The following is a 17469-nucleotide window of genomic DNA, read 5'->3' as shown; positions in this document are numbered from 1 at the left end:
CACCAGTTGACGCTACGGCCCTGGACCATTCGCCTGGAAAACAGGGCTGGACTCTCAAATCTGGTCCAGCTGCGGCTTGCCAGAGGCCATACCCGCAGCCTCAACCAATGTCTGGAGCAGAGCGCGCGCTTCGGGCCCGGTACGAATCAAATCAATTTGCCAGTCGCTCATGAAGCCCTGCGTCACGGCAGAGTTCAAAAACCCCAACAGGCTGTTGTAGTAGCCCTTGTGGTTCAGCAGGCCGACCGGCTTGTCGTGGTAGCCCAGTTGACGCCAGGTCCAGACTTCAAAGAATTCTTCCAGCGTACCAATACCTCCGGGCATGGTCAGGAACGCGTCGGCATGCTCGGCCATGATGCGCTTGCGTTCGTGCATGTTCTCCACAATGTGCAGTTCGGTGCATCCGGTATGAGCCCATTCTTTTTCCACCAATGCTTGGGGAATCACGCCAATCACCCGGCCCCCGGCTTCTAGTGTGGCATCGGCGAGGATACCCATCAAGCCATTGCGGCCACCGCCGTACACCAGTTGGCCGCCGTGCAGTCCGATCCAGCTACCCACCTGGCGGGCCAACGCCGCGAATTCGGGTTGATTGCCAGTTCGCGAGCCGCAATAAACACATATTGAGAAAGCTGGCCCGGTCAGTTTGGCAGAACTCATGCGGCAAACCGCTGGTACAGCGCCAGGGACCAAGTGCCGGCGCACAGCAGCAAACTGAGCAACACGGCGGCGCTGCCCATGTCTTTGGCACGCTTGGAGAGGTCGTGCCACTCTGGGCCGATGCGGTCGATGGCGGTTTCGATGCCGGTGTTGAGCAGTTCGACAATCATGATGAGAATGACCGTGCCGGCCAGCAAAGCGGTCTCGACCCAGTTTTGACCCAGCCAGAAGGCGAGGGGAACAAGCACAAGGGAGGAGATCGCTTCCTGGCGAAAAGCCGTTTCGGACCAACCGGCGCGCAGCCCAGCCATGGAATATCCAGTAGCGTGCCAGACGCGGCTCAGGCCTTTGCGGTATTTTTGGGGATTAACTTGTTCACCAACGGGCAACTGACTGTCACCGCTGGGTTGAGCGGGGGCTGAACCAGGAATGGGAAACGGGATTTGTTCGGACATGCAGGATTGTCGCGCAGCTTACGGCTACGTTGTTGCCAGTGCTAATCAGGTGCCGCGCTTTGCCCGGGCCGGCGGCACCCAAGTCACCAGCCGCGTGCCAGCCCAAGCGTCATGCCAGAACTGCCGGGTAGGATGAAAATTCGCCAAAATTGCCCAAATAGCGACCCAGCCGACGGCCAATACGGCGCTTTCCCTTGCTGGCAGACCCAGCAGCCAGCTTACAAGCAGTGGCGGCAGAAACCAGAGCCAACTCAGCAGGTAACGTAGCAAAGCGCGCTGCTGGGTGATGGGGGCACCGTTGACATCCACCATACGGATGTTCCATGTTTTCATCGCCAAGGTCTGCCCTTTGGCCCAGAACCAAACAAAATAAATGCCGACGACAACGAACACAAACGTCTGAAGCGCGTGGCGGTTATCCAAGGCATTTTTGGTCTGGCTCAGCGTGCCGAACAGGTAGCCGGCAAGGAACACCACGCCAAACATCAGCAGGCCTTCGTACATCCAGCAGGCCATACGCCTGAAAAGTGAGGGGGTTGGGGTGCAGGATACTGTCAATTTTGGCGGTAAGTGATTGCAGGCTGCGGTCTGCAGAACCGGTTGAGTTAAATCACCAGCCCCACCGGCAGCGCGTTTGCGGGTTTCAGCGCTGCGTTGCAGTTCCCGATTCGCCGTTGGCCATTTCGCCTGCATGCGGCACCATTGAATTGGGGGCTATCGCTGGCTGGAATGGCGCTATTTTAGGTGACGGCCTGGCTCCTGAGGCGCTGGAGTGCGGCGGGACTGCCGCTAATTTTTGCGGTGCCACTGGCCTGAGAGCAGTTGCGGCGCCGGCAGGCTTGGGGCTGGCTTTGGCCGCCAGCTTTTGCTTTTCTTCAGCGCTCAGCGCCTGATAGGTCTGCCATTTGGCTTTTTTCTCTTCGGGCGTCAATTCCTTCGACAGCTCTTTGCTTTTGCCGAAGTTAAGGCGTGCCTGGGCGCGTTGCTGATGGCTGAGAGTGACCCATTCGTTCATGCGGCTGTGCATGGTGGTCTGACCTTCCAGTGGGAGTGCGGCGTAATTCTTGGAAATTTCCAGCCATTTGCGCTTTTGCACCTCGCTAATGGTGTTCCAGCTCGAGGCCAAGGGCGCAAGCGCCTGTTGTTGCCTCGAAGAAAGCTCTAGCCAGGAGGGTCGGGATGTGGGCCCTTTGGATGCCGCCTCAATCGGCTTTCTGCCTGAGGGCGCGGCAGAAGTTGCCTGCTTGATGACCTGAGTAAATCCGGAAACAGGCAGAACGGACAGGAGGCCGACCAGCGCAAACGCGGCGAAAAACTGCGACAACCTCAACGTCCCGGTCTGCAGCGCTCCGCGCGCGAGCAGTTCGGTATGGTCATGGTGCGATTGAGCATCTAAAAAGGCGACTTGCGCGGTCATTTAAAAGTTAGGGTTTAGCGCCGTCAGGGCTTTAATGTGTGGCCTTGAGAAACTGGATAAAGCCGGGATCTGCAAATGCAGCCGGGGGCAGCTCGTCGGTCAGTAGCGCAGCATCAACCTCTGCCACTTCCTGGTCGCGGTTATCGCTTTGAATTGAATTGATGGCAAGCAGGCCGACCACCAGGGCAATGAGGGGCAGAACTGAACCAATGCGAGCCCACCAGCTCACACGATCATCGGAACCCCATGAAAGCGCAGCGCTGCCACCGGCGTTAACTATGCCGCCCGAGGTTTCCATTTTTACGATTTTTCGCTTGGAAACCGCCTGGGCCCGAGCGGCACGCAGACGCTCGGAAATTTCGTACGGCAGGTCTGCGGCGCCTGCGGACAAGTAACAAGCAGCTTTCAGGCCATAACGGTCTTGCAGGATAGCGGCTCTTTTTTGCACTGAATTAGTCATAGTTTTATACCTTTTGCGCTCAAGGCCTTACTGAGGGCGTGAACCGCGCGGGAACAGTGCGTTTTGACGCTGCCTTCCGAGCAACCCATCGCCGCAGCTGTTTCAGCCACGTCCATCTCCTCCCAGTAACGCATCAGAAACGCTTCCCGTTGACGGCCGGGCAGTTCCTTTATCTCAAGTTCGATTTCCCTAAATATTTGAGTCCGTTCCGTAGCATCCTGAGCGCTCTCTGTACCTTCGGAGTTGGTCAGCGTCTCTAAAGTTTCCAGAAGATCAAAATCTCCGTCTTCTCCTGGCGATTCAAAATCGCTCATATTGGAGAAAAGCGCGTTTCGGGTCTTGCGACGCCGGAACCAGTCCAGCGTGGTGTTGGATAAAATCCGCTGAAACAGCATGGGCAACTCCGCAGCAGGCTTGTCGCCGTAGTGCTGCGCCAGTTTCATCATGCTGTCTTGAACGATATCCAAGGCAGCTTCTTCATCCCGCACGTGGTAGATGCTGCGCTTGAAAGCCCGTTTTTCAACGCTTTTCAAAAAGTCAGAAAGTTCTTGTTCAGTTGCCAACGGTTTCGAATTCTGGCTTGTCCAGCGCTGTAGTTATTTTGATTCAGTGACGCCACGGCGTCGTGCGTATTGGCTCGCAATTACGGATTACCGATCAAAATTATCGCATCAGACAACGCCAGCCTTGGTTTTCGCGCTTTTTCTGCCTGTGCACAACGCAGAAATGCAATAATGCTCGCTGCTATTCAAAAGGCAAACGGGTCATGGCTCGGCGGATTATGTATCTGCTTATGGTTCTGGCCTCAAGTCTCGACTCTGCTTCACAAGAGCGGGAGAAGAGGCACCCACGGTATTTCGTTAGAGAAATTCACAAAGGTTGATCATGGACATTTCAAAAGCGGAAATCGCTTCCGCAGCCGCCGCATCTGCTCCCGCAAACTCGCAGGAACTCCGAGGCGCAGAAATTCTCATCAAGGCGCTTCAAGCCGAAGGCGTCAAGCACGTTTGGGGTTATCCGGGCGGCGCGGTTTTGCACATCTACGACGCTTTCTACAAGCAGGACACCATCCAGCACATCCTGGTGCGTCACGAGCAAGCCGCCGTACACGCGGCCGATGGCTATGCGCGCGCAACCGGTGATGTCGGCGTGGCCCTGGTCACCTCTGGCCCTGGCGTCACCAACGCGGTGACGGGTATCGCAACGGCCTACATGGACAGCATCCCGATGGTCATCATCACGGGTCAGGTTCCAACTCACGCGATTGGTCTGGACGCGTTTCAGGAATGCGATACCGTGGGCATTACCCGTCCCATCGTCAAGCACAACTTCCTGGTCAAGGATGTACGGCAGATGGCCGACACTTTAAAAAAGGCCTTCCACATCGCCCGGACGGGCCGGCCAGGTCCGGTGGTGGTGGATATCCCTAAAGACGTTTCGTTCAACAAAACGCTTTACACCGGGTATCCGCAGAGTGTTGAAATGCGCTCCTACAACCCGGTGCGTAAAGGGCATGGTGGGCAAATTCGAAAGGCGCTGCAGTTGCTGCTATCGGCCAAGCGGCCCTATATTTACACGGGCGGCGGTGTTGTTCTTAGCAATGCCTCGCAAGAGTTGCGTACCCTGGTGGACATGCTGGGCTACCCCTGCACCAACACGTTGATGGGCCTGGGCGCTTATCCAGCCAGCGACAGGAAATTCCTCGGCATGCTCGGCATGCACGGTACCGTTGAAGCCAACAACGCGATGCAGCACTGTGATGTGTTGCTGGCAGTTGGTGCCCGATTTGATGATCGCGTGATTGGTAACCCCAAACACTTCGCGCAGAACGAACGCAAGATCATTCACATTGATATTGATCCGTCGAGCATCTCCAAGCGTGTGAAGGTTGATATCCCAATCGTGGGCGATGTAAAAGACGTGCTGACCGAACTGATCGCCATGATCAAAGAATCGGGCCTCAAGCCCGATGCCAATGCGTTGGGCGGCTGGTGGGACACGATCGAAGGCTGGCGCAAACGGGATTGCATGAAATATAGCCTGGGTACCGGCGATGTCATCAAGCCGCAGTACGTGGTAGAAACGCTATGGAACATGACCAAGGACGCCGATACCTATATCACGTCAGACGTCGGTCAGCACCAGATGTGGGCCGCGCAGTACTACAAGTTTGACGAGCCGCGCCGCTGGATCAATTCCGGCGGGCTGGGCACTATGGGCGTCGGCATTCCCTATGCCATGGGCATCAAGCTGGCCAAACCCGACTCGGAAGTGTTCTGCATCACTGGTGAAGGCTCGGTGCAAATGTGCATCCAGGAGCTTTCAACCTGCCTGCAGTACAACACACCGATCAAAATCGTGTCACTGAACAACCGCTACCTGGGCATGGTTCGCCAATGGCAGGAAGTTGAATACGCCGGCCGCTACAGCAGCAGCTACATGGACGCATTGCCTAATTTTGTGAAGCTGGCCGAAGCCTATGGGCATGTCGGCATGCTGATCGAAAAGCCACAGGACGTGGAGCCGGCGCTTCGCGAAGCGCGCAAGCTCAAGGACCGCACGGTTTTCATGGACTTTCGCACCGACCCTACAGAAAACGTGTTTCCGATGGTGCAGGCCGGCAAGGGCATCACTGAAATGCTGCTGGGGTCGGAAGACCTGTAAGACAAAAAGCCTGTCATGGCGGATCAAGTCCGGCATGACAACCCGAAGAATCTATTGGCTGCCAAGCCGTTCGGTTACCGCCGGACGGGGAGGGCACCGAAAAGAGGAATCTACTCAATATGAAACATATCATTGCAGTCTTGCTGGAAAACGAGCCTGGCGCGCTTTCCCGCGTCGTGGGCCTGTTCTCGGCCCGCGGCTACAACATTGAAAGCCTGACCGTCGCACCGACGGAAGATCCGAGCCTGTCGCGCATGACGATACAGACCGCTGGTTCGGACGATGTAATCGAGCAGATCACCAAGCACCTGAACCGCCTGATTGAAGTGGTCAAGGTGGTTGACCTGACTGAAGGCTCTTACACCGAGCGCGAGCTCATGATGGTTAAGGTGCGCGCTGTCGGCAAGGAGCGTGAAGAGATGAAGCGCATGGCTGATATATTTCGCGGGCGGATTATTGATGTGACTGAAAAAAGTTACACGATCGAACTGACGGGCGACCAGACCAAAAACGATGCGTTTCTGGAAGCGATCGACCGCAGCGCCATTCTGGAGACGGTGCGAACCGGTTCAAGCGGCATCGGCCGAGGCGAGCGGATTTTGAGAGTTTGAAGTTGCCGGCAATGGCAACGCCCGCGGCGCTTTTGCCGGATTTTTTGATCTGTTTGTGATTATTTAGGAGCGAGAGATGAAAGTTTTTTACGACAAAGATTGCGATTTGAGCCTGATCAAGGGCAAAACGGTTGCCATCATTGGCTACGGCAGCCAGGGCCATGCACACGCCCAGAATTTGAATGACAGCGGCGTCAAGGTTGTCGTCGGTTTGCGCAAGGGCGGCGCTTCCTGGCCCAAGGTTGAAAAAGCCGGCTTGAAAGTAGCTGAAGTGGCTGATGCGGTCAAGGCTGCCGATGTGGTCATGATTTTGTTGCCTGATGAGCAAATCGGCGCGGTTTACAAAAGCGATGTGGCGCCCAACATCAAGCAGGGCGCTTCGCTGGTGTTCGCGCACGGCTTTAACGTACATTACGGCTGCGTGATTCCACGTGCTGACCTTGACGTCTGGATGGTCGCTCCAAAGGCGCCAGGCCACACCGTGCGCAATACCTACACCCAAGGCGGCGGCGTGCCTCACCTCGTCGCTGTGCATCAAGACAAATCCGGCAAAGCCCGGGACCTGGCACTCAGCTATGCGATGGCCAATGGCGGCGGCAAAGCCGGCATCATTGAAACCAACTTCCGTGAAGAAACCGAAACCGACCTGTTCGGCGAGCAGGCCGTGTTGTGCGGCGGAACGGTTGAGCTCATCAAGGCTGGTTTCGAAACGCTGGTTGAAGCAGGCTACGCGCCCGAAATGGCTTACTTCGAGTGCTTGCATGAACTCAAGCTGATCGTGGATCTGATCTACGAAGGCGGTATCGCCAACATGAACTACTCCATCTCGAACAACGCCGAGTACGGTGAGTACGTAACTGGCCGCCGTATCGTGACCGAAGATACCAAAAACGTCATGCGCGCCGTGCTGAAGGACATCCAGACCGGCGAATACGCCAAGAGTTTCCTCCTGGAGAACCAGGCAGGTGCGCCGACACTCATCAGCCGCCGCCGTCTGAACGCCGAGCATCAGATCGAAGTGGTAGGTGAAAAACTTCGTGCCATGATGCCGTGGATCGCGAAAAACAAACTCGTGGACCAGACGCGCAACTGAGCGCAAACCAGGTCCCAAACTAAATTTGGAGTCTAATCAGGCATTGTCCTGCTGAAAGCTGCGCAAAGTCTTTGCGCGGCTTTTTTTATGTTGAAAGCAAACTGGTATCTGCCTGCAGCGTGCAGTCACATTAAGCAGTTGAACCGCTGGCTTGCTACCTTTGGACAGTGAATAATTCAGGGGCGCATTGTTGCCCAGCGTGTCATTTATGGGCAGTAGAATCCGACTTGCTATCGTATTTATAGCTGTTTTCGCGCACCAGTTGTGCTTCAGGAGAGTTTTTTTATGCATGATGGCGAGGAATCCGGTTCGATGACACATGAGGTGGTGGTACGCAAGCGTCGCAAAGGCATCTACATACTGCCTAACCTGTTCACGCTCGCGGCGCTGTTCGGTGGCTTTTACGCCATCGTCATGGCGATGAACGGCAAATTTGATCAGGCTGCCATTGGCGTTTTTTGCGCCATGGTGCTCGACAGCCTTGATGGAAGAGTCGCCCGCATGACCAACACCCAAAGCGCCTTTGGCGAGCAGATGGACTCTCTGTCCGATATGGTGTCTTTCGGGGCCGCACCCGCTCTGATAGCCTATGTGTGGGCTCTCACCAGTTTAGGACGTTGGGGCTGGATTGGCGCCTTCGTTTATTGCGCCTGTGCCGCGCTAAGGCTGGCCCGTTTTAACGTCAATACCGCAGTAGTAGATAAGCGTTTCTTTCAGGGCTTACCCTCACCGGCAGCGGCGGCTCTCGTAGCCGGTTTTATCTGGCTGATGTCCGACGCTGGCTTCACAGGGCTAGAGGTGCGCTGGTATACGTTCGGCTTGACCCTGTACGCCGGGCTCACCATGGTGACCAATGTGCCGTTCTACAGTTTCAAGGACGTGCAGATGAAGCGCAGCGTGCCCTTCGTGGTGATCGTGCTGATCGCCTTGGGGATCGCAGCGATCAACATCCATCCGCCAATTGTGATGTTCGGCTTGTTTGTTGTCTATGGCTTATCGGGATACGTACTGTACGGCTGGCGCAAGGCCAAGGGCTTGCAGACCAGCGTCATTTCCACGTCGACCGACGAGCCGGATGAGCGCGGTCTTCACAAATAAATCATGGTATATTGAAGGTATGAAAAAAATTTCGTTAGTACTACTGCTACCTGCCATCGGGCGAAGACGGTAGCGCGTACGCGTACACCCAATTCAACGGCCCGTTTGCACCAGCAACGGGTCGTTTTTTATTGGGTTGCCAAGTTTTGAAATTCGAGTTAAGAAGATGACCATGTTGAAAACCCCTTCGAGCAAATATAAGTCCTTCCCCCCGATCCGTCTGGTCGGTCGCACTTGGCCCGATGCCGTGTTGACGCGTCCGCCGGTATGGTGCAGCGTCGACCTGCGCGACGGTAACCAGGCCCTGATTGAGCCCATGGACATCCCGCGCAAACTCAAAATGTTCGATACCCTCATAAAAATCGGCTTTAAAGAGATTGAGGTCGGTTTCCCTTCGGCCTCGCAGGTCGAATTCGACTTTCTTCGCCGACTGATAGATGACAAACTCATCCCTGACGACGTCACTGTTCAGGTGCTCACGCAGGCCCGCGAGCCGCTAATTCGCCGCACTTTCGAGTCGCTAAAAGGCGCCCAAAAGGCCATCGTCCACCTCTACAATGCCACCGCCCCCGTCATGCGCCGCGTCGTGCTTGGCATGGACGAAGACGAAATCGTAAAGCTCGCCACCGACAACGCGCGTCTCTTCATGCATTTGGCCGACGAACACCCCGGCACGCAGTGGACATTCCAATATTCGCCTGAAATGTGGTCGGGCACCGAACTTGAATTTTCCAAACGTGTCGTCGATGCGGTAACCAGCGTCTGGCAGCCTACGCCCCAGCACAAATGCATCATCAACCTTCCGTCGACGGTAGAGCATTCAACGCCCAATATCTTTGCGGATATGATGGAGTGGATGCACCGCCACCTGGCGCGGCGCGAGGCCATCGTGCTTTCGGTTCATCCACACAACGACCGGGGAACAGGTACGGCAGCGGGTGAATTTGCCTTGATGGCTGGCGCCGACCGTATCGAAGGTTGCCTTTTCGGCAACGGCGAACGGACCGGCAACGTCGATCTTGTCAACGTGGCGCTTAACCTCTACACGCAAGGCGTCTCACCTGGCCTGGACTTCTCGAAAATTGACGATATCCGCCGCTTGGTCGAGCATTGCAACCAGTTGCCGGTCCATCCCCGCCACCCTTATGCCGGCGACCTTGTCTACACCTCGTTCTCGGGCTCGCACCAGGACGCGATTAAGAAAGCGTTCGCTTCGCGCAGGGAGGAGGACCTCTGGGACATGCCGTATCTTCCGATCGACCCGAAAGATCTGGGCCGCAGCTATGAAGCCGTCATCCGCGTCAACAGCCAGTCGGGCAAGGGCGGTATTGCTTATCTACTCGAAAGCGAGTTCGGCCTTGAGCTTCCGAGGCGCCTGCAGATCGAATTCAGCCAGGTTGTACAAACCGTCATGGACGCCAGCGGCAAGGAATTGACAGCGCAAGACCTTTTTGCGTTGTTTGAAAAGGAATACGGCGTACAAACCATCGCCGCACCACAGCATCTGGTGATCCAGGAAATCGGGAGCGCTGGCAGCAGGACGTTCAACATCAAGGCCGAGGTGTGGCTGGGCGGCAGCCCCCACCCGATTGCAGGCGCGGGCACGGGCCCGATTGACGCCTTTATCGCGGGACTCAATGCAGCGACCGGCCTTTCAGTTCGCGTGCTTGATTACCACGAGCATGCAATTGGCTCCGGTGCTGGCGCGCAGGCGGTGGCTTACCTGGAGTTGTGCATCAACGGCCAGACGCTGTTCGGCGTCGGCATGGATGGCAATATTGTCTCTGCATCGCTCAAGGCCATCGTCTCGGGTCTGAAACGAAGCAATGCCGGGAAAGGCGCTAAGACAACCGCCATGACGTACTGACTCACTTTTCCCCACATACAGCTAGCAGCGCACCCGGAGCTTTTCATGACCGACAAATTGATTATTTTTGACACCACCTTGCGTGACGGCGAACAATCACCTGGCGCCTCCATGACCAGAGACGAGAAACTGCGTATTGCCCGCCAGTTGGAGCGATTGAAAGTTGACGTGATTGAGGCAGGTTTTGCAGCAAGTTCCAACGGCGACTTCGAGGCGGTGCAAGCGATCGCAAATGCAATCAAGGATTGCACCGTTTGTTCACTGTCGCGCGCCAATGATCGAGACATTTCGCGGGCCGCCGAGGCGCTCAAGGGCGCCCGCTCCGCGCGCATTCACACATTTATCGCTACCAGTGCCCTGCACATGGAAAAAAAGCTGCGCATGTCGCCCGAACAGGTGCTGGAGCAGGCCAGGTTGTCGGTTCGTTTCGCGCGAAACCTGGTAGCCGACGTCGAGTTCAGTCCCGAGGACGGCTTCCGCAGCGATGTCGACTACCTGTGCCGCGTGCTGGAGGCCGTGATCGACGAGGGCGCCACGACCATCAATGTGCCAGACACCGTAGGCTACGCAGTGCCTGAGTTGTATGGCAACTTCATCAGAACGCTGCGCGAACGCATTCCCAACAGCGACAAGGTCATTTGGTCGGTGCACTGCCACAACGACTTGGGCATGGCGGTCGCCAACTCGCTGGCCGGCGTGAAGATAGGCGGCGCGCGTCAGGTTGAATGCACCATCAATGGGCTGGGTGAACGTGCAGGAAACTGTTCACTTGAAGAGATCGTCATGGCGGTGAGAACCCGCAAGGACTATTTCAACCTGGATATGAATATCGAACCGCTGCATATTCTGGCTGCCAGCCGCATGGTCAGCCAGACCACTGGCTTCGTGGTGCAGCCCAACAAGGCGGTGGTAGGCGCCAATGCCTTTGCCCACGCCTCGGGCATTCACCAGGATGGCATGCTGAAGGCGCGTGAGACCTACGAGATCATGCGGGCAGAAGATGTGGGCTGGAGCGCCAGCAAAATTGTGCTGGGCAAGCTTAGTGGCCGCAACGCGTTCAAGCAGCGCTTGCAAGACCTCGGCGTGCAGTCGGAGAGTGAGGCCGACATCAACAGCCTGTTCGCCAAATTCAAGGAACTCGCAGACCGCAAAAGCGAGATTTTCGACGAGGACATTCTGGCGCTGGTCAGCGACGAAAGCGTCACGCACGATAAAGAGCAATATGGCTTTGTCTCCCTGTCACAGCACAGTGAAACCGGTGAGCGCCCACAAGCCAGTGTCGTCTTCACCGTCGAGGGAAAGGAAGTCAGGGGTGAATCGGACGGCAACGGCCCCGTCGATGCCACCCTGAAGGCGATTGAGTCACACGTCAATAGTGGTGCGGAGATGGTGCTTTATTCAGTCAATGCGATCAGCGGATCGACGGAAAGCCAGGGAGAGGTGACGGTACGCCTGCAAAACAGCGGACGCGTGGTCAATGGCGTGGGCGCCGACCCCGATATCGTGGTCGCGTCAGCCAAGGCCTACCTCAGCGCGCTAAATAAACTTCAAAGTAAAGCTGATCGGGTTGCTGCGCAGGGGTGATACATTGAGTTATTGAAATAAAACTGTTTATATTCAATGGTTTAGAGGGCCTTCTGGTGCAGATCGTGGGATCGGGCGGCAAAAGTAGCCAGAACTGAGTGCGTTTTTAAGAAAGTCACGCAAGTTTTTGATATTGCGTGACTTTTTCTATTTGTATACACTCCTAACATCTTATCGATAGCAACCCAAAGCAGGCCAATCTACATGTCTAAACAGATTTTCAATCCCGCATTAAAAATCGTTAGCATTTTGGCTTTATTTTTCGCATTTGGGGTGCCTGCGGCCGATGCGGCGACCGGCAAGCAGGCGATTGTTAAAAAGTCGCATGTCACCAAGACCACGGCGTCCAAAAAGGTGGTGGCAACGCGCAAGAGTGTCCGGTTTGCAGCATCAACCAAGCGTAAAACCATCATTTACGCTGCGGTTCCACCCAAACCTTCTTTCGGCCAAATTGCGGGCCTGCACATTGGGCAAGACGCCCTGGATCTAAAGTCAAGCGTCGCGCTGGTAATTGATCAGGACACGCGTGAAGTGCTGTTCAGCAAAAATGATCGAGCCGTGCTCCCGATTGCCTCGCTCACCAAGTTGATGACCGGCGTCATCATCAGCGGTGCCAAGTTGCCGATGGATGAAATGATCACGGTGACGCAAGATGATGTGGACACCGAAAAACACAGCAGTTCGCGTCTCAGAGTAGGCACTACCTTGACGCGCGGTGAAATGTTGCACCTTGCTTTGATGTCCAGCGAAAATCGTGCAGCGCATGCCTTGGGGCGCACCTATCCCGGTGGCATGACAACGTTCGTCAGTTTGATGAACGCCAAGGCCAAGATGCTGGGCATGACGGGTACCAGCTATGTCGAGCCTACCGGTCTTTCCAGCCTCAACCAGTCAAGCGCGCAGGATTTGGCCACGCTGGTCAATGCTGCGCACGGCGACCCTACGCTTCGCGAATTGTCAACCTCTGCGGGCTACCAGGTTGCAGTGGGAAATCGCACCCTGCAGTACAACAACACCAATCGCTTGGTGAAGAACCCTGAATGGGAAATTGGCTTGCAAAAAACCGGCTACATCACAGAAGCTGGTCAATGCCTGGTGATGCAAACCAAAATTGCCGGGCGCAAGCTGATCATGGTATTTCTCGATTCTGCAGGCAAGCTCAGCCGCCTGGGCGATGCCGAGCGCGTGCGTCGCTGGGTAGAGTCCAATCCTGTAGCTGACCAAAAGCTCAACCTCACCGCATCCGCCAAGTTGGCGACTGTCAATTAACAGATGTCATGCGCTTGCGCTGAATTTTGGTGTTCAGCGCAAAAAGCTCATTAAGACCCTGCAGGTCTTTCTTTAGCCGCTCTTTTTCGCTTCTATTTTCATAGCTGGTGGTGCACGTTGTGCTTGGGTTTATCGGCTATTTACTGCCAGGTTGGCGCTACGTGAGCTTGTATCCCAGGGCTGCGGAAATCTCGTTGGCAGTTGCCTGCAATTTAGGCAGCCAATTTTCCTCGAGCCGGTCCGCAGGGGCTGAAATAGACAGACCAGCCACAAGCTGGCCTTGGTCGTCGTAAATGCCGGCGGCCATGCAACGCACTCCCAGCTCCAGCTCCTCGTTGTCACGCGCGATGCCGTATTGCCGTGCCTTGGAAAGCTCACGTTCCAAAATAGACAGTTGCGTGATGCTGTTGCGGGTCTGGCCCGACAAGCCGGTGCGCGTGGCATAGGTGCGCAATCGTTGCGGGTCGTCAGAAGCCAGAAACAGCTTACCGACGGAGGTCAAATGCAGTGGTGCCCGGCCGCCAATAGACCGAACCACCTGCATGCCCGATCGCTCGCTGAAAGTGCGCTCCACATACACAATTTCATCGCCCTGGCGCATGCTCAGGTTGACGGGTTGCTGGGTGAGTTTATGCAGCTCACGCATCGGGGTGAGGGCGGCATCGCGAACATTCAAACGCGCCTTGACAAGGTTGCCCAACTCCAGCAGACGCATGCCTAGCCGGTAGTTGCCCGCAACCGGGCGGTCTACAAAACGGCCGGTCGCCAGGTCGTTCAATATACGGTGCGCCGTTGAGGGATGAAGCCCTGATTTTTCGCTGATTTCCTTGAGCGTCACCGCCTCTTCACGACTCGCAAGAATTTCCAGCAAGGTAAATATGCGTTCAATCACTTGAACTGTGGGGGTAGCGGGTGCGCCACTGTCAGACTTTTTCATATGCAGACTTTCTGCACAAATTTTACACTGTGAAATGCCAAGGAAGCAGTCGACGCAATTCAGCTGACCTAATTTGCTTGATTGGGAAGGCCGTCCTTGTCAGTGGCAGCGGTGGCAACCGAAGGCGCCCAGCGTCCGTCGAGCAACAATTCATGCGGTTTGAACCTGGCCTTGTAGCTCATCTTTGCGCTTTGGGCTATCCAATAGCCAAGATACACATAAGGCAGGTTCAAGTGCCGGGCCTGCTCTATTTGCCAAAGCACGCTGTAGTTACCGTAACTGGCCTGCGCGTCAGGTTCGTAAAACGTATACACCGCCGAAATGCCGTCTTCCAGCACATCAAGGATGGAAACCATTTTGAGCGAACCGGCCTCGCCATTGGGCAGGCTTTCGCGAAACTCCACTAGGCGCGAGTTCACCCGGCTTTGGAGCAGAAATTGCGTGTACTGGTCGATGCTGTCATGGTCCATGCCGCCCCCGGCGTGGCGACTGTTCTGGTAGCGAAGATAAAGTCGGTAATGCTCTGGGATAAAGCACAGCTTGAGGATGCGCGTATGCAGCGTGCGGTGCTGTGCCCAGGCTCGGCGCTGGCTGCGGTCTGTTATAAAGCTGGCAACCGGCACGCGAAGCGGCACGCACGCTTGGCATCCATCGCAGTAGGGGCGGTAGGTGAACATGCCGCTACGCCGGAACCCGTTAGTTACTAGGTCGGAATAGGCGTCGTTGTGGATCAGGTGGCTGGGCGTGGCGACCTGCGAGCGTGCCTGCTTGCCGGGCAGATAGCTGCAAGGATAGGGCGCCGTTGCATAAAACTGCAGGCTTTGCAGGGGCAGGTCTTTGAGGTGCGTCACGGTAACGTCGGCGTTCTCGGCGCCAAAATTTGATTCCAGTATACGGTTTCGAAGTGCCAGCGGGGGGCAGTTTTACCCACGCTGCTATCAAGGTGAGCGACGAATTCGGCGCGGCTGATTTCACCCGCTCCCAGCGATGCTAGGTGCCGCGTGTTTTGCTGGCAATCTACCAGCGCGATGTCTTGCGCGCGGCAAAAAGCCACCAGTGCCGCCAACGCAATTTTGGAGGCGTCGGTTCGATCCGCAAACATTGACTCACCAAACACCATGCTACCCAGGTTGACGCAATACAACCCCCCGATGAGTTCTCCCGCAACCCAGGTTTCCACACTGTGTGCGTACCCCGCCTGGTGCAGCGCACTGTACGCCTTCACTATGTCCGGAACAATCCAGGTGCCGGCTTGGCCGCCTCTCAACTTGGCCGCACAGGCGCTAATGACGCACTCAAAAGCGCTGTCAAACCTGATCTCGCACCCTGGCGTATCCAGAAAATGAAGCAGGCTCTTGCGCAAGGACCGGTGCAGCTTGAAGGCGGCAGTGCGCAGCACCATGCGCGGATCGGGGCTCCACCACAGCACGGGCTGCCCCAGACTGAACCACGGGAAAATACCCTGCGAATAAGCCTGTATCAATGTACGCACATCCAGCGCCGCACCAGCCGCCAACAAACCAGGAGCTGGGTCGTCGGGACCCCAGGCTCGCTCCAGCGGCGGGAAATTTTGCAAGGCAGCCAGCCAAGGCACAGGACGTGGTCGTTTTCCCATGGTTTAGAGGTTTAAGGACACGAAGCGGTTAAACCTCATGCGTTGTAGCAGGAATGTAGGGATGGTAGCCGAGCCTGCACGTCCAGTGGGCAGGGTGTCCGAAGAAAGCGAGAATGCCCAAGGGAGGGGGCAACGATATTTGCTATAAAATTAATAGCATTTCACTCTCGAAAACGATGATAAATGCGGGTTTCATTGAAAAATCTACCCACTACATCCGTGTACGCCCTCTCGAAGAATGCACCTATGGGCGCGTCCAACACCAAAAAGTAGGGAATTGCACGCTATAATCTAAGGCTGTATTCCTCAATAGCTCAGTTGGTAGAGCGCCGGACTGTTAATCCGTAGGTCCCTGGTTCGAGCCCAGGTTGAGGAGCCAAAAACAAGAAATGAATCAAGCACTTAGGTCGCAAGCCTAGGTGCTTTTTTCATGGTCGGGCTGGCCCGTGGCAACTTTGTGGGTTCTGTATTGGTTCGCCCAGAGATTCAACAAGGTCAAGCAGATCCCCATTCGGCTTTGACGACCACGTCTTTTGGCCAGTGGGGGCCGGGCTTGGAGCACTGATCGCCCCCTAAGCTGAAATACATGCAATTACCGAAAGAAAAAATGTTTGATAAAAGCGGCCATTGGATCCACCTTGAAACGTTTGATGATTTTGACAACGGCCTGTCCGACCTAATTGACCTCTGGTCCAGTACATCGAAGAAGGCAACCAAAGCCTTCAAAGAATCAGCGCTCGCTCATTTCAAAGAAGACCTGGAAGCCGCGGTTCTCAAATGGATCGACAACAAAGCCAAGTCCAAGAAATACGCTTCCATTGGCGAAGAGTTGGCTGAGTTTGAAGAAGTACTTACCAAAGGCGCAGACGTTGCCCTTGAAGCCGACAACACCACCCCTGCGGTGCCTGTGGCGCCTGTGGTGTCTGCCAAGGCTAAGAAGAAGCAGTGAGCATCCCAGGTACACCGAACGTATGGGTCATGGTTGAGAAGCCAAGCAAGTCTCATGGGCATTTAATAGTCTGCTGCTGAAAAGATAGCGGTATTTTTTCTTGGAGGTGCCATAGGTGCCGAGCAACCGAGTAGGCACCAAATGAAAACAGGATTCAGGGCGGACTCTCCCTGCGTCTGCACCGTCGCCATGGCCGAAAGTGGTGAAATTCGGGCTCACCTCTTTTCTCCCAGTGGGCGCACCCAAGACGTGGACCGACGTAAACGCCTGCCACGTAGCCCTCTCTGTCCCAGCCACAAGGGCATGAAAACTTGCGTAGACGTCATCCCGTTCTCTGCTATTAAAAGAATAGCAGGTATCCTGCTTTCGCTCATGGCGCTCTCAAATCCAAGTGCAGCACAGCGGTAGTTTATTGGATGGTTTGCGATGAGTCTTCCAGCTTGGCCAGCCAGGCACTGTAGACCTCGTGCGGTGTGCACCAGTCCAGAGTTTTCCTGGGCCGGCCATTCATCAGATCGGCAATCGCATCAAGCTGCTCTTGGCTATAGCCAGACAGATCCGTGCTCTTGGGCAAGAACTGGCGAATTAAGCCATTGATGTTCTCATTGGTGAATCGCCCCGGATTTTGAGGAGGCTCCAATCTCTGAGAGGATTGAGCCATGAAGAAGCCAAACAAGTTTTCCCCGGAAGTGCGCGAACGCGCAGTACGGATGGTGCAGGACCACCGTGGCGAATACCCATCGCTGTGGGCAGCCATTGAATCCATCGCCCCCAAAATTGGGTGCGTGTC

The 17469-nt window shown here is 55.7% G+C and carries 17 protein-coding genes, 1 tRNA gene and 2 pseudogenes; 10 read left to right on the top strand and 10 right to left on the bottom strand.

The genetic code is table 11. The features are described from left to right. Nucleotides 1-54 precede the first annotated feature (54 nt). The 6 genes from HHJ18_RS11170 to HHJ18_RS11145 all read right to left on the bottom strand — a co-directional run bounded on the left by HHJ18_RS11170 (nt 55) and on the right by HHJ18_RS11145 (nt 3555). Nucleotides 55-660, bottom strand: coding sequence for a TIGR00730 family Rossman fold protein (locus tag HHJ18_RS11170; protein ID WP_296915303.1), 606 nt, complete (start codon nt 658-660; stop codon nt 55-57). Then, on the bottom strand, nt 657-1115 hold the full coding sequence (locus HHJ18_RS11165) for a diacylglycerol kinase (protein ID WP_296915300.1): 459 nt from the start codon (nt 1113-1115) through the stop codon (nt 657-659). Before HHJ18_RS11165 ends, HHJ18_RS11170 begins: the two co-directional genes overlap by 4 nt. Nucleotides 1116-1160: 45 nt before the next feature. Beyond that, the gene (locus HHJ18_RS11160; RefSeq protein ID WP_296915299.1) at nt 1161-1673 is read right to left on the bottom strand and encodes an RDD family protein; all 513 of its coding nucleotides are present in this window, start codon (nt 1671-1673) and stop codon (nt 1161-1163) included. Between the two features lie 85 nt (nt 1674-1758). Next, the gene (locus HHJ18_RS11155; protein WP_296915296.1) at nt 1759-2532 is read right to left on the bottom strand and encodes a DUF3106 domain-containing protein; all 774 of its coding nucleotides are present in this window, start codon (nt 2530-2532) and stop codon (nt 1759-1761) included. A 31-nt stretch (nt 2533-2563) separates the two neighbouring features. Next, complete coding sequence (locus HHJ18_RS11150) at nt 2564-2992, bottom strand: DUF3619 family protein (protein ID WP_296915294.1); 429 nt, start codon at nt 2990-2992, stop codon at nt 2564-2566. Beyond that, a complete protein-coding gene (locus HHJ18_RS11145) occupies nt 2989-3555 on the bottom strand; it encodes an RNA polymerase sigma factor (protein WP_296915291.1) in 567 nt (188 codons plus the stop codon). The genes HHJ18_RS11150 and HHJ18_RS11145 overlap by 4 nt, the downstream gene beginning before the upstream one ends. Nucleotides 3556-3877: 322 nt before the next feature. Between HHJ18_RS11145 and HHJ18_RS11140 the strand changes: the two genes are divergently transcribed. The 7 genes from HHJ18_RS11140 (at nt 3878) to HHJ18_RS11110 (ending at nt 13178) form a co-directional block, all read left to right on the top strand. Beyond that, nucleotides 3878-5656, top strand: coding sequence for an acetolactate synthase 3 catalytic subunit (locus tag HHJ18_RS11140; protein WP_296915288.1), 1779 nt, complete (start codon nt 3878-3880; stop codon nt 5654-5656). 119 nt (nt 5657-5775) lie between these two features. Continuing rightward, on the top strand, nt 5776-6267 hold the full coding sequence (gene ilvN / locus HHJ18_RS11135) for an acetolactate synthase small subunit (RefSeq protein ID WP_296915286.1): 492 nt from the start codon (nt 5776-5778) through the stop codon (nt 6265-6267). A 76-nt stretch (nt 6268-6343) separates the two neighbouring features. Then, nucleotides 6344-7360: a ketol-acid reductoisomerase gene (ilvC, locus tag HHJ18_RS11130; protein ID WP_296915284.1), complete on the top strand. Its 1017-nt coding sequence runs from the start codon at nt 6344-6346 to the stop codon at nt 7358-7360. A 285-nt stretch (nt 7361-7645) separates the two neighbouring features. Beyond that, nucleotides 7646-8458, top strand: coding sequence for a CDP-diacylglycerol--serine O-phosphatidyltransferase (gene pssA, locus HHJ18_RS11125; protein ID WP_296915282.1), 813 nt, complete (start codon nt 7646-7648; stop codon nt 8456-8458). 172 nt (nt 8459-8630) lie between these two features. Next, nucleotides 8631-10325: a 2-isopropylmalate synthase gene (leuA, locus tag HHJ18_RS11120; RefSeq protein WP_296915279.1), complete on the top strand. Its 1695-nt coding sequence runs from the start codon at nt 8631-8633 to the stop codon at nt 10323-10325. A gap of 45 nt (nt 10326-10370) precedes the next feature. Continuing rightward, nucleotides 10371-11909, top strand: coding sequence for a 2-isopropylmalate synthase (locus HHJ18_RS11115; protein WP_296915276.1), 1539 nt, complete (start codon nt 10371-10373; stop codon nt 11907-11909). A gap of 204 nt (nt 11910-12113) precedes the next feature. Then, entirely contained in the window at nt 12114-13178 is a 1065-nt protein-coding gene (locus HHJ18_RS11110; protein ID WP_296915273.1) for a serine hydrolase, read from the top strand. A gap of 157 nt (nt 13179-13335) precedes the next feature. Here HHJ18_RS11110 and HHJ18_RS11105 read toward each other — a convergent pair whose 3' ends face one another. The 3 genes from HHJ18_RS11105 to aat all read right to left on the bottom strand — a co-directional run bounded on the left by HHJ18_RS11105 (nt 13336) and on the right by aat (nt 15730). After that, nucleotides 13336-14115 carry an IclR family transcriptional regulator gene (locus HHJ18_RS11105; RefSeq protein WP_296915272.1) on the bottom strand — a complete coding sequence of 260 codons (780 nt, stop codon included), beginning with the start codon at nt 14113-14115 and terminating at the stop codon, nt 13336-13338. Nucleotides 14116-14183: 68 nt separating this feature from the next. Next, on the bottom strand, nt 14184-14966 hold the full coding sequence (locus tag HHJ18_RS11100) for an arginyltransferase (RefSeq protein ID WP_296915269.1): 783 nt from the start codon (nt 14964-14966) through the stop codon (nt 14184-14186). Further along, nucleotides 14963-15730: a leucyl/phenylalanyl-tRNA--protein transferase gene (gene aat, locus HHJ18_RS11095; protein ID WP_296915265.1), complete on the bottom strand. Its 768-nt coding sequence runs from the start codon at nt 15728-15730 to the stop codon at nt 14963-14965. Before aat ends, HHJ18_RS11100 begins: the two co-directional genes overlap by 4 nt. Before the next feature lie 303 nt (nt 15731-16033). Here aat and HHJ18_RS11090 point away from each other — a divergent pair. Both HHJ18_RS11090 and HHJ18_RS11085 read left to right on the top strand, forming a co-directional pair. After that, nucleotides 16034-16109, top strand: a tRNA-Asn gene (locus HHJ18_RS11090). A 207-nt stretch (nt 16110-16316) separates the two neighbouring features. After that, nucleotides 16317-16679 (top strand): hypothetical protein, encoded by a 363-nt coding sequence (locus tag HHJ18_RS11085; protein WP_296915263.1) that lies wholly within the window; start codon nt 16317-16319, stop codon nt 16677-16679. 409 nt (nt 16680-17088) lie between these two features. On the opposite strand, the pseudogene HHJ18_RS11080 reads toward HHJ18_RS11085, so the two are convergent. Next, nucleotides 17089-17310: pseudogene (locus HHJ18_RS11080) on the bottom strand (IS30 family transposase); the annotation flags it as partial. A 28-nt stretch (nt 17311-17338) separates the two neighbouring features. Here HHJ18_RS11080 and HHJ18_RS11075 point away from each other — a divergent pair. Further along, nucleotides 17339-17469: pseudogene (locus tag HHJ18_RS11075) on the top strand (IS3 family transposase); the annotation flags it as partial.

Origin of the sequence: Polaromonas sp. (assembly GCF_012927455.1) — a bacterium.
Lineage (GTDB): Bacteria > Pseudomonadota > Gammaproteobacteria > Burkholderiales > Burkholderiaceae_C > Polaromonas.
The sequence above is the reverse complement of the archived record's forward strand: the minus strand, read 5'-3'. Positions and strand labels throughout refer to the sequence as shown.